The sequence below is a fragment of the Methylomonas sp. ZR1 genome (assembly GCF_013141865.1).
GTDB lineage: Bacteria > Pseudomonadota > Gammaproteobacteria > Methylococcales > Methylomonadaceae > Methylomonas.
Genome location: NZ_RCST01000001.1, coordinates 1,923,984 through 1,936,965, shown reverse-complemented (window position 1 = coordinate 1,936,965; position 12,982 = coordinate 1,923,984). Strand labels below are relative to the sequence as shown.

The following is a 12,982-nucleotide window of genomic DNA, read 5'->3' as shown; positions in this document are numbered from 1 at the left end:
CACGACCGGATACCCCGAAACCCATGGTTTTAAAATTGCATACCGCGTACCTGGGTTTTTACCAAGTTGTTTTAGGGTTTGTTACTGGCTATCGGTAGTCGAAATTTGCTCAAATCAGGCGCACTGACCGGATTTTCACTATGCGGTGTGCCGGCCGGTACCCAATCGTAAGGCACCGGTTGGCCGCGATATACCGAGTTGTTGGCGGTGGCCCGGCCGGTCAAAGCATCCTTACCGGTACGAAAATACGGATTGATATATTCCCAGACTATGTCGCCGTCGGTTGTCACTTGAAATAAGCGTCCACTCTGGCCCTCGTCTATAAAAGTATTCCCGTTAGGCAAGCGGCGGGCAGCGCTGATATGGGTGCTACGAAACGACCAACTGGGGCCGCCCGAGCTCTCGCCTGTGTACTGCCAGACAATTTCTTTCTTGATCGGATCTATCTCCAATACGCGCGAACCACCGGTACGCGGCACGGGAGCGGGCGGATAACCGGCGATGCCTTGATTGTCGAACACTAATAAATTCCCGGCGCCGGGTAAGCCTTCCGGAATGATATGCGCATCGTGCTGGGCACTGATTTGATCGACCGGGCGCGGCACCTTGCGGGCTTGTTGTTCTTCAATGGACGCGGCTGGGTAGTGCGGCCCCAGGTTCCAGACCACTTTGCCGGTCTTTCTATCAATGATGATGATGAAATTGGCGTTACGCGCGTCGATCAACAAATTATCCGGATGAAAGCGCTGGTCGCCGGCGGCATACCAATGATTTGGGCCAACTACTTTCAGATTGTTGACATGCAGGTAATCGGCAATCTCGGCATTGCGGACCAATTTAAGTTCGGCGGGCGTGAAGCCGAACTCCTGCAAATGCTCCGAGGCAATCCATTTCCAAACCACTTCGCCCGCCGGATTGACTTCGTAAATCACGTCGTCCAACACTTGCGGCTGCTTAAAGCCTTTCACCGGATGCACGAGGTTAGCCAATACCACGGTATTGCCGTTGGGTAATCTGGCCCAGTCATGATGTTGTTGCGCGGCACCGCCAGGCGCTTTGTCGCCGAAGCTCCAGACGGTTTTGCCGTCCCAGTCCAGTTCGGCGATGGTTTTGGTGATCTTTTTGCTGATTTGGCCAGGCACTAGATCCGTACCTTTACCCTCAGTGGTTTCCTGCGTGATAAATACATGTCCAAGCTTGCCGCCGTTCACGGCTGGATTAATCAACGTGCTGTGGCTGGCGGCATCCGGCCATTCGTGAACGGAATTGCGGTTTAAGTCGATCAAATGTGCCAGGTTATCGCCACCGCTGAACAAAACAAATGAGTTGTAGGCTTTGCTGGGATCGTAGCGCGTGGTACCAGTGGGAAAAACACTCGGTCCGGATAATGCCGAGACGCTGAGGGCCGTGCCTAACGCAATCAACGTGGCTTGTTGCCAAGCCTGGTTTTTGCGCGATGCCCGGTTCTTTTTGCCTCCCTGCGCGCTTGCGGAGGGTCTGATTTGTGTCATTTTTTATTCCTTTATATAGGGGTGTTTGCTATTGCTTTTGGTGTTAAGCAATGATCAAGCCAATATGTTGTTTTATCCGGGTTGCTCCCCAAATATCTGACCGCAAAAAGCCATAAGCTATACAAGGGCCGGTATTTCAAGGCTTTGTCATTAGCACGCCAGTGCTCACGCGCGGTATTTTTCCAGTAAGCCTTAGGGTAAACGGCAGAGGGGGTCGATGGATTTGGCCAAACTTGTTGAGCCAAGTGCAGGCCATCAGCAAAAAGTATTTCCAATTCAGCAGACGTCTTTCAGTCGATCAGCAATGCTCGTTCAGCCTAACAGCAAAGGCCGTTCATGTCGCCAGCAGTAATTGTTTGAGTTTCAGCAGCGTTTGATAAAAACAGCGCGTGAATTGGCTGTTAATATTTCCGGTTGATCACGAGTAATTAATTTAAATGTTCATATAAAACAGTATTTTATAAATATATTTTCCGGGATTATTTCCCTTCAATGCGCATTTAATATTGCTGGCATGCCTATTGCAAAAACGATGTTAAAGCCGGATATGGTTTTAGACGGCACAGTATTAGCGTTAGTTTTTATCGATTTTTTTAACATTCGTTTAGGTGACACAGTGAGCGATAAATTAACAAGTGCTTTTTCAATAAGCGCTACTCGACAGGATGGGGTTCCTCAAGCAATCAGTGCGCGACGTAGATTATCGACCTGCGTCGCAATGGCTATCGCCGGTGTGTCCATGGCGTCTGCAGTCGATGTGGAAGCCGCACCGAAAAAAAACAGCAAAACCAAAACCGTCAACAGCAAAGCGGTCAGCGATTTGGAAGCGGAAAATCAAGCTTTGCGTCAGCAGCTTGCCGCCGCCAAACAACGAGAATTGGAGTTTATCAAGAAAGGCGCAGCGGGCACCGCAGCTGCCGGAACTACTAATGCCGGTGCACCAATCGCGGAAACAGTTGCCGCGCCGAACGAAGCGCAGGCAACCGAGTTAGCCCAGAACGATGACGATCAAAAAGCGGATTTGGGCGAAGTGGTAGTAAAGGCCAAACCCAAATTGGCGAAATTACACGAAGTCGCGCAATCGGTATCGGTAGTATCCGGCACCGAACTTAATCGGGAACTGTCCAGGGACTTGGGCGACATCACCCGCCGCGCGTCCAACGTGCAATTCAATCAAAACAATACCCGCGGCGCCTCGCTATCGGTGCGCGGTTTGGGGAAAAGAAGTTTTACGGAAACCCAGGATCCCAGCGTCGGCGTGACGGTGGACGGTGTACCGTATGCCTTGACGCAGTTGGCTAACTTCAGTTTTTACGACGTGGAAGCGGTGGAAGTCACGCGCGGGCCGCGCGGTACCGAGGGCGGCTTGGCCGCAAGCTCGGGTAAAGTGAACGTCACCTCCAAATTGCCGACATTCGCGCCGACAGCGGAATTGTCCGCCGCTTATGGGCAACGGGAGTCCTTGATATTGCAAGGTGCTTTGGGCGGGACGGTGATCGATAATTTTCTGGCCTGGCGTGGATCATTCATCGTCGATAAGGCGCGGGGTTTTTATGAAAACGAATACGACAGAAACTACACACTATATAACCGCGATCGCCTGAGCGGGCGCGCGCAGTTGCTGTTTACCCCAACCTCAAACTTAACGGCACGCTTTATCGCCGACTTCGAGCCGAAGCAACCACAGGTACAAAACGGTTTGACCTTCTATCATGATCAGCCTTTTCGGTTTGCCGACGGTAGTCTCACGGATAGAAACGGCACATCCGCCTACTCCAAACTCAATGGCTATTTCAGTCATAGCAACCAATTTGCGCTGACCGATACCACCAGTCCGGGGGCGATCAGCGCCGTCGGTTCAAGAGCGGCGGCCGGCCAGTACTTTGCCAACAGAGGGTTTACCTATAACGATTATATCGGCGGCGAACAACGCGGCACCGTCTGGTTCGATCAAAACAAAGGCCAAACCGTCAATAACCAGGGCGCAGCGGCGTTAATCGACTGGGAAGTCGGCAATCATGTGTTGAGCTCCAGAACCGGGGTGCGCGAATATCGCTTTGATGCGCACAACGACGAAGGTACGCCGTTTGACATCAGCGTCGATGGCGGCGGCGGGGTTAAATACAATCAATGGACGCAGGAATTTAAAATCGTCAACAAACCGGGCGGCTTTTTGGATTACAAGGCCGGCGTGATCGGTTTGTGGACCAAGGATAATGTGGACTCGAAAGCCGGCTGGGGCGCCGACGCCGGGGCCTGGTTTGCCACCAACGGCCAGTACAATGCTTTATATAGAAACGCCGGCACCAATCGCGGCGCCGGCGAGGCTATCCTGAAAGACCTGTTGCAGGATGCGCGCACCTTCGAGTCTACCGAGATTCGTACCCAATCCGGTGCCATATACGGCGAATCGGATTTGCACTTTACCGACAATTTCACCCTTACCGCCGGGGTACGCGCCACGCATGAAGACCGTACGTCGCGCAACTTTAAGAACATTGCCAGAAATGGCGTTGGTGGCGCCTTTAATCCAGTGGCGGTGCGTGATGTGGCCACCGGCGGTTTTAATTCCGATACGGCGCAGTCGTTTACCGTCGATCAGGATGGCGACGGGGTGATCGACAAAAATCCCGATGGGTCCAATAAAACAGTGACCAACACCTTCTACGGATCGACAAGCAATTACGGAAAACTCAACGCTGCGCAAACCGGCGTGGTAGCCGGCGATACTGTGGTGAACAGCGCCGAGCAAACCGCGCTGGCCGACTCCTTGGCGGCTCGATACTTTGGCGGCTCCAGCTATTCGGCGTTGACCGCCGCGCAAAAAACCATGGTCGCCAATGCCAAAACCTTGCGTGCCTCGCAAATCGGCCGTTTGAATCAAACCGTCGAGGATAACTACCGGGATGTACTGTATACCGCGCAATTGACGCCCAGCTACAAAATCAATGAAGACCTGACGACGTATTTGTCCTGGCAATACGGCGAGAAATCGGGATCGATTGCGCCGGTCAACGGTCTGCCGTTCACCGTCAAACCGGAAGAAACTCATGCCCTAGAGCTCGGTTTTAAATCCTTTTGGCTGGATAAGTCGGTGGTGCTTAATGTCGATGCGTTTGTCATGGATATTAAGAACTACCAGCAAGCGGTTCAGGTGGTGGACCAATTCCAAACCGAAGTCAACCTGGCGCCCGGTGGTTCCGGCCTGACAGCCTACGCCACGACGCAAGGCAACGTCGGTCGGGTGCGGGTGCACGGCGTGGAGTTGGACAGCGTGATCAACACCATTCCCGATTTGTCGATCCGTTTCAACGGCGCCTATAACGTTGCCGAATATCTGGATTACAAAAATGCACCTAAACCCGATGAGCTGGGTTATCTGACCGGGGATTACGTCGATATGACCGGCCAGTATCTACCCGGTGCTTCCAAATGGAACTTTAACGTCGGTGCCGAATATTCCAAGCCGATTTTCGAGAGCAAATACATAGCGCACACCAGCTTTAATACCAACTACCAAACCGAGTTCAATAATAGCGATACCTTATCGGCCTACGGTTGGGTAGAGGATAGAGCCAGAACGGACGCGGCGATCGGTATCGGTACCCGCGACAAGCACTGGGACTTGAGCCTGATCGGTAAAAACATCTTCAACGATAGAAATCACGAAATTGGCTGGAATTCCTATGCGCCGGATCCTTATCCGCGTTGGTTCGGTATTCAGCTAAGCGGGAAAATTTAAGATGGTAGGTTGACCAAAAAACACGCTTGACACCAGTTCGTAACCTGGAAATGAAACTGTTGATTGGCGGGCAGTTAGTCAGCAAAGGCTGATGACCTTTCAACAGTTTTTCAGCTGGCGGCGTTCTCATGATGTTAGCAAGATAGATAAATTGGGTCTTAAAGTTAGTTATTAAATTCAATTGTTTAAATCTAATTAATGGATGGCTAGGCGGATGTTTATCATCCTGTGGCACGGTCGTTGCGTTGAGCGTTACAGAAAGTTCGAATCGCGGGCGTCGTCGTGGCGTTGGCTCGAATTGGTTTTTGTAACATTCGCATAGGTGAGATCGTGAAGGAAAATTTAATTGGGAGTCTGTCGGCAGACAACATTGAATCGGTGAAAGTGCCGCTGCACATTAGCAATCGGCGCGGTTTGTCGGTATGTGTGGCAATGGCTATTGCGGGTGGTTCAATGCTGATTGCTAGCGATGCGACCGCCCAAACGGCGCCGGTTAAAAAAAGCGCGAAAAAGACCGGTAATAAAGCGGTTGCCGATACCAAAGTGAACGATTTACAAGCACAGGTTGAACGCTTGAGCCGGGAATTGGAAGCCTCAAAACGGCGTGAGCAGGATTTACTTAAAAGAGGCGTGGCGGCCGCGCCGGCGCCTGCTGTTAACGATCCGGCTGCGCAAGCCAGCCAGGAGCCGGACAATGTCGTAGCCGCCGCTGAGCCGGAGCCGGAAGAAAAGGCCGACGAGCCGCAAAACCTGTCGGAAGTGGTCGTAACGTCTCGGCGTAAGGAAGAGAAGTTGCAGGAGGTACCGATTCCGGTGGCGGTAATCAATCGGGAAACGCTGGAGAGGGATAACGTGGTGTCGGTACAAGATTTTTCCCGGCGTGCGCCTAACTTGGGTGTGACCTCGGCCAACGCCCGGCAAACCAGTATTGCTTTGCGGGGTTTGGGCAAAAACAGCGGTAACGAATCCATGGAGCCCAGTGTTGGCGTGATGGTGGATAACGTCTGGCGGGCATGGGCAGGGGCGGCGTGGGCCAACTTTGCCGATTTGGATCAAGTGGAAGTGTTGCGTGGTCCGCAAGGTACGCTGCAAGGTAAAAACAGCAACCTGGGTTTGCTGAACATTACCACTAAAGCGCCTTCATTCAAGAACAGTTATTACGTGGATGGCTTCGCGGGGGATAGGGATACCCTGCAAGGCAAATTCGGCGCTACCGGTACCATCTTGCCGGGTTTGTTGGCGTATCGCGCTTCCGGGTTTATCGATAAGCGCGACGGCTTTGTGAAAAATTTGGATGTGCATCGCAGTGAGGGGGATTTAGGCGAAACCAATGCGTTGGGTGGGCGTTTACAGTTTCTGTTTACGCCGAGCGAAGATTTGAGCGCGCGGGTGATTGTCGATAAAACTGCCTCGACTCAAACCATGAGCGTGCAACCCCTCATCGCCGATCCTACGCGCTTTGACGATGGCACCCTGCGAACCACGACCTTCAGTTCGCGGTTGGCCAGGGATTGGTTCAATACACTGCGAACCAATGGCCAACCGGTGACCGTGATTGGTGATCCCAGAGCGATGGCGAACAACGAAAGGCGCCAATCGCGCGGCGATGGTTCCGGGGTGTCGGCGGAAATCAACTGGGATGTGGCAGGACATCGGTTGACCTCGATTTCCGCTTATCGGGATGCGTTGTTTGAACCTAATCATGATGGCGAGTCAAGTACCGCAGACGTTGAACGGATTTCCGGTTGGACTGTTAAAAATGAGCAATGGTCGCAGGAGCTCAGATTGGCGTCTAAAGACCCTGGACCCATCGATTACCAGTTCGGGGTGTTTGCGATGCGTGCTATCGCCAATACCTTTAATCAACGCCTTTTTGGGGTGGATGCCGGCGCGTTCCATGCCAGCAATAGCCAGTACGCGCTGTTGAATGCCAGCCCGGCGTCCCGGCAATTATTGGCGGCGTCCATGCGCGATACCATGTTGACGCAAAACGTGGTGCCTGCCACCGATAGCTATGCCGGCTACGGTCAGATCAACTGGCATGTCACCGATGATGCGACCTTGACCTTAGGCTTGCGCAATACCTTTGAACGTCGGGAAAACACCGGTTATAGCCGGAATTTGGGCGGTGTGGATTTAGATGCTTTGGGTGCCTCCGTGGGTGCCAATGCCGCGCAGATTGCTGCGGCCAAGGCTATTCGCAGTAACCGTCTGGGTCCGGAATGGGATGCTCCGCGGCAAGGTTTCGATCAGAATTCGCAAAACTGGTTGATTAACCCCAGTTACAAAGTGAATAAAGATTTGATGGTCTACGGTTCAGTGGCCGGCGGTCAAAAATCCGGGGCGGCGCAGTTCAACTTTAACACTGGGGCTACGGAAAACGTCAAACCGGAAGACGTGATGGACTACGAATTTGGTTTCAAGAGCACTTTGCTGGATCGCAAGCTGGTATTCAACGTCAACTTGTACCAAACCGATATTCAAAGTTATCAATCGCAGCTGGTGGCGGCTGACCCATTGCGGGCCGGTCAATTCTTGACGCAACTGGGCAATATCGGCGGTATTCAATTACGCGGTATCGAATTGGAAACCAATTGGGATATTACCCAAGGTTTGAATGTGTTCCTGAACGGCTCGTATAACAAAGCCATTTACACCGACTTTGCCAACGCGCCTTGCCCACCAGAAGCGAATAACACCGGATATTGCGATCAAACCGGCAAAACCATCCCGAACGCGCCGGCGTTTACTGCTAACTACGGGATAGATTACCGGGCGCCTTTAACCTTTGGTTACGGTAACGACTACGGTTTGCAATGGCATGCGTATTTGATCGACAGCTTTAAATCCGCAGCTAACTATAACGCCAGTTTGTCGCGCTATGGCAAGCAGGACGCCTATCACGTCACCGATGGCGGGATTGGATTGGGTACTAAAAATGGCAAGTACAACCTGGACTTGGTGGGTAGAAACATTTTCGACACGATCTACTTTACCAATGCCAGTAACTTTTCCGGTACCGGCGCGGCGAGTGCTTCATTCGGCGATGCGCGTTACTACGGGGTGCACTTTAGAGCCAAGTTCTAATTGTTACACGCGCCGGACGGCCAGAATGCCGTCCGGCAAACTGATTTATCGAAACATTTGCAAAGGAAATACTGATGTTATCTAAACACTTCTATTTACTGGGATTTAGCGCGTTGATTTATGCGGCGGCGGCCAGCGCCGACGACCCGGTTACCCCGGCAATTCCCGGCGTCGCCGCCGGCGGTGTGGTAGCCGAGCTGATCAAAGACGGCTTTAACGGGACCGAGGGACCTATTGGTTATAGTGACGGCAGTTTATTGTTCACCGAAACCCAAGCCAACAAAATCATACGGATCGGCACGGACGATAAAGTCTCGACGTTTCTGGAAAATTCCAACGGCGCCAACGGCCTGGCGTTAACGCCCGACGGTGACATCGTCGCGGTACAAACCGTCAAAACCAAGGTCGGCGTAGTCTATCCGGCCAACAAGAAAAATACCTTGGCCGAAAACTATCAAGGCACCGCATTTCAACGTCCTAACGATTTAGTGCGCGCCAGCAATGGCGGTATCTACTTTACCGATAGCGGCACCCGGCCGAGCAAGGACAATCCCAATCCGCCGCCGTCGCATCCCGGCGTGTTTTATATTTCACCCGGCGGCGAGCTTAAACAATTGGCGACCGACATTGAACGGCCCAACGGTATTCAATTAAGCAAGGACGAAAAAGTCTTGTACGTCGCCAATACCCAAGGCGAACACATCCTGGCTTACGATATTGCTGCGGACGGTTCGATTCAGAATCGGCGCAATTTCGCCAAACTGGAGGGTTGGAAAAAAGGCGAAGACGGCACGTGGTCCAGCGGTGCCGACGGTATTGCATTGGACGATGAAGGCCGGTTGTATGTTGCTTCCAACGCCGGTGTAGAAATCATCAGCGCTAAAGGTGAGAGCCTGGGCGTGATTCCATTACCCAAAAAGCCGCAGAACCTGGCCTTTGCGGGTGTGGACAAGAAAACCCTGTATGTCGTCGGTCGCGGCGCGGCTTACAAAATTCCGCTGCTCTCGGCAGGTATTAGCAGTCGGCCGAAATAGCCGATTTGACGGAGTATCTCAAACAGCCCTTAAAACGGGACTTAAGGGCCCCAAGCATTTCATCAAGCTCTCGTGGTGAGAACCTCTAACGGGCAAGGATTGATCCTTAGCCCGTTTTTTTTTGTCCGGCGTATTGGCTCGGCTCTTAGTGCCGAAGGTCGTGAAGTTACAGCGTTCCTGCTTGGCCTATCTGTACGTCTCCTTTCTTATAGACCCAAGCAACTTTATTAACGTCAACCGTAAATACCGCTCGTTTTTCCGCCGTTGACAGTATTGTCGAAGCGCCAAGCGCTTCAGGCTGCGACGAGCTCAGCCCGAACGGCGCGCCAAGGATCAATCCGGCCGGATCATTCAACGGTTGGTGTGGTGCTAGCCCAGCAACAGGGCATGTTGCGACCCTGCTGAATTTCCACCAGTTGCTTGGGCTGTGCTTGGGTGTTCAGGGATTTATCAAGCATTATCGAGAGTGGTTTGAAATAAATATCACGTGTTAAATCAATGATTAACAAGCTGGTGATGGTTTTTTATGGCGGATATTTTTCGAGTGGCATGCTAGTTGCTTTTTACCAAATGAGGAACCTTATTCAAGCGCGATAAACCGTGCAGTTAGCAACTAATAACAGGAAGACATAGCAATGAAAAACACGACCACAGCGGCTCTTTTGGCTCTGATCTTGGCGGCTCCGGTAGCGTTTGCCGCTGACGCGGACGCCGGTAAAAAAACCGAGGCGCCGGCCGCGCGGCCTTATACCTATAAAACCCCAAAATTGAATCGCGCGGAAATCGATGCCTTACTCGCCAAGCCTGAGCAAGTATTGTTTATCGATGTACGCCGTCCTGATGAGATCAGCAAGATCGGTACCTTTCCCGTCTATTTGAACGTACAGATCGATGAACTGGATAAGGCTTTGCCGTTTATCCCTAAAGAACGCTCCATAGTCACCGTGTCCAATCACGCCGGCCGTGCCGGTAAGTCTGCCGATTTGCTGGCTGAAAAGGGTTTCAAAGTAGTAGGCGCGATAGGTTCGCAAAACTATGAAGAAGAGGGCGGCAAGATTACCAAAATCGTCCCGCCTGCGCCTAAGCCCGAAGAGCATGCCAAAGAGCAAGAGCACAGAAAAGGCCATAAGCATAAAGGTTAATTTCCGAATGAGGTTGGGTTTAAGCCCCGGCTTCGTTCCATCAAGCTGTCATTTTGGAGGAATTCAATGAAAATAAAACTATATTGCGCGGTGGTCTGGGGGCTGGCACTTGCGCTCTCCGACGCTGCTCAGGCCGCCGAAGAAAAACCGGCCACCGAAGCCGCTGCTCCAGCCGGACAGTCCAAATCCAAACTCTGGTCATATCAACCGGTTAAGGCGCCTGCCGTGCCTGAGGTACAGCAGAAAGATTGGGTCAGAACCCCTATTGATGCGTTTGTGTTGGCACCGCTGGAAGCGAAAGGTATCAAGCCCTCACAGGATACCGACCGGGCGTCGTTCATCCGCCGGGCTACGCTGGATGTGTGGGGTGTCATTCCCACCCCGGAAGAAGTCGATTCGTTTGTTAATGATAAATCGCCTGATGCCTACGAAAAATTGGCGGACCGTTTGTTGGCTTCGCCGAAATACGGCGAGCGCCAAGGGCGTAAATGGCTGGATTTGGCGCGTTATGCCGACAGTACCGGTTTTCAAAACGATAACGACCGCTTGAACATGTGGCGTTACCGCGATTACGTGATCAATTCATTTAATCAGGACAAGCCATACAGCAGATTTATTCAGGAACAATTGGCCGGCGACGAATTGTGGCCGGGCGACGAACAAGCCTTGGTGGCCACCGGCTTCATGGCGCAATTCCCGGACAACAGCAACTCCCGCGACTTGGTGCAACGCAAATACCAAATCACCACGGATATTACCGATACCGTGGGCAAGGTAGTGCTGGGTCAAACCGTGGAGTGCGCGCGGTGCCATAACCACAAGTTCGACAAGATCAGTCAGAAAGATTATTTCTCGCTACAGTCGTTCTTTGCCAACATCGCGCCGGTAGACAATATCCCTGCGAAGAAAGGTGAGGTGGAAAAAGCCTACGAACAACAGTACGCCAAATGGGAAGAGGCGACTAAAGAGATTCGCGCTAAGAAAAAAGCCATTATCGATACGCATAGGGAAGAGGCACTTAAATATCACAAGGAACGTTATTTGACCGACTCGCGGGAAGCGATCTTCAAGCCTAAAGAGCAATGGAACGCTCGCGACCGTTGGGTTAACCATCGTTTGGCTAATGTGACCGACGAAGGCAGTTTGGAATCGTATTTCCGGGAAAAAGGCGAAAGTACCGATGCTAAAACGCGCGATCCAAAGATTGCCGAGCAATGGGCCGAGTTGGAAAAACTGGATAAAGAACTTAAAAAATTCAACGATCTGAAACCTACCACGTCTTCCAATACCATTTCGGCGATGACCGAACTGGGCCATCCGGATGCGCCGCCTAGCTATGTGTTTGCGGTGGGCGATCACGAAAAACCATTGGAAGAAGTGCAACCGGCTTTCCCGGAAGCGATTACCGACGAAAAACCGGACATCAAACCGTTGCCGTTTTCATCCGGTCGCCGTTCAGCGCTGGCTAAATGGATTACCAGCCCGACCAATCCTTTGACCGCTCGGGTATTTACCAACCGGATTTGGGATCAATATTTCGGTAAAGGTATCGTGACCACCGTCAGCGATTTCGGTAAAGCCGGTCAAAAACCGACGCATCCCGAGTTGCTGGATTACCTGGCCTCTAAATTCGTCAACGACGGCTGGAGCGTGAAAAAACTGCACCGCGAGATACTGTTGTCCAGCGTTTATCGCCAATCCTCGGATTACCGCGAAGATGTGGCCAAAGCCGACGGCGAAAACCAATGGCTGGCAGTGTTTCCGCGCCAACGTTTGGAAGCGGAGCAGGTCAGGGATTCCTTGTTAGCCGCTGCTGGCAAATTGGAAGAAAAAGTAGGTGGACCTAGCGTGTACCCGCCGTTGCCCAAAGCGATTAACACCGCCAGCGGTAACTTCCAAGGCGATCCGGCCTGGAAAACCTCCAAGGATGTGCACGATCAGAACCGTCGCAGTTTGTACATCTTTACCCGGCGCAGTATTCCGTATCCGATCCTGGACTCCTTCAACATGGCGTCGCCGCAGGAAGCGCACAGCAAACGCGAGGTTACCACCACGCCGTTGCAAGCCCTGACTCTGTACAACAGCGAGCTGATATTCGACTGGTCTAAATCCTTGGCTGGTCGGGTGATCAACGAAGCGGGTGAAGACGAAGAAGATCGCATCAGCAGACTGTATCAAATCTTGTTTGCACGGCAACCGAAGGACGATGAGAAAGAGTCGTTGCAGGCCTTCTTGAATGAACAGGAAGCCATCATTCGCGCTAAGGCGGCGGATGGCAAATTTGAAGTGAACGTACCGGCCGGCGTTAAGGACAAGCCGCTGGGTGACCCTGTGAGAGCCGCTGCATTCGTGGATTTGGTCCACGTGGTAGCCAACTCCAACGAGTTCATCTACCGGTTTTAACGATACATACGACTCGGTTTAAGTGGGCGTTTGCCAAATCGGTAGGCGCCTTACCGGACCCGA

The 12,982-nt window shown here is 52.3% G+C and carries 7 protein-coding genes; 5 read left to right on the top strand and 2 right to left on the bottom strand.

Annotated elements, in window-relative coordinates; all coding sequences use genetic code 11:
* Positions 1 to 71: 71 nt before the first annotated feature.
* Both DDY07_RS08805 and DDY07_RS08800 read right to left on the bottom strand, forming a co-directional pair.
* A complete protein-coding gene (locus DDY07_RS08805; protein WP_216614728.1) occupies positions 72 to 1,511 on the bottom strand; it encodes an aryl-sulfate sulfotransferase in 1,440 nt (479 codons plus the stop codon).
* Between the two features lie 11 nt (positions 1,512 to 1,522).
* Positions 1,523 to 1,786, bottom strand: coding sequence for a hypothetical protein (locus tag DDY07_RS08800; RefSeq protein ID WP_171695628.1), 264 nt, complete (start codon positions 1,784 to 1,786; stop codon positions 1,523 to 1,525).
* A gap of 443 nt (positions 1,787 to 2,229) precedes the next feature.
* Between DDY07_RS08800 and DDY07_RS08795 the strand changes: the two genes are divergently transcribed.
* The 5 genes from DDY07_RS08795 to DDY07_RS08775 all read left to right on the top strand — a co-directional run bounded on the left by DDY07_RS08795 (position 2,230) and on the right by DDY07_RS08775 (position 12,919).
* Entirely contained in the window at positions 2,230 to 5,253 is a 3,024-nt protein-coding gene (locus DDY07_RS08795; protein ID WP_171695627.1) for a TonB-dependent receptor, read from the top strand.
* Between the two features lie 330 nt (positions 5,254 to 5,583).
* The gene (locus DDY07_RS08790) at positions 5,584 to 8,340 is read left to right on the top strand and encodes a TonB-dependent receptor (RefSeq protein WP_367650864.1); all 2,757 of its coding nucleotides are present in this window, start codon (positions 5,584 to 5,586) and stop codon (positions 8,338 to 8,340) included.
* Positions 8,341 to 8,414: 74 nt separating this feature from the next.
* On the top strand, positions 8,415 to 9,374 hold the full coding sequence (locus tag DDY07_RS08785) for an SMP-30/gluconolactonase/LRE family protein (protein ID WP_171695626.1): 960 nt from the start codon (positions 8,415 to 8,417) through the stop codon (positions 9,372 to 9,374).
* A gap of 635 nt (positions 9,375 to 10,009) precedes the next feature.
* Positions 10,010 to 10,516: a rhodanese-like domain-containing protein gene (locus DDY07_RS08780; RefSeq protein ID WP_171695625.1), complete on the top strand. Its 507-nt coding sequence runs from the start codon at positions 10,010 to 10,012 to the stop codon at positions 10,514 to 10,516.
* 66 nt (positions 10,517 to 10,582) lie between these two features.
* The gene (locus DDY07_RS08775) at positions 10,583 to 12,919 is read left to right on the top strand and encodes a DUF1549 and DUF1553 domain-containing protein (protein ID WP_171695624.1); all 2,337 of its coding nucleotides are present in this window, start codon (positions 10,583 to 10,585) and stop codon (positions 12,917 to 12,919) included.
* The last annotated feature ends 63 nt before the right edge of the window (positions 12,920 to 12,982 follow it).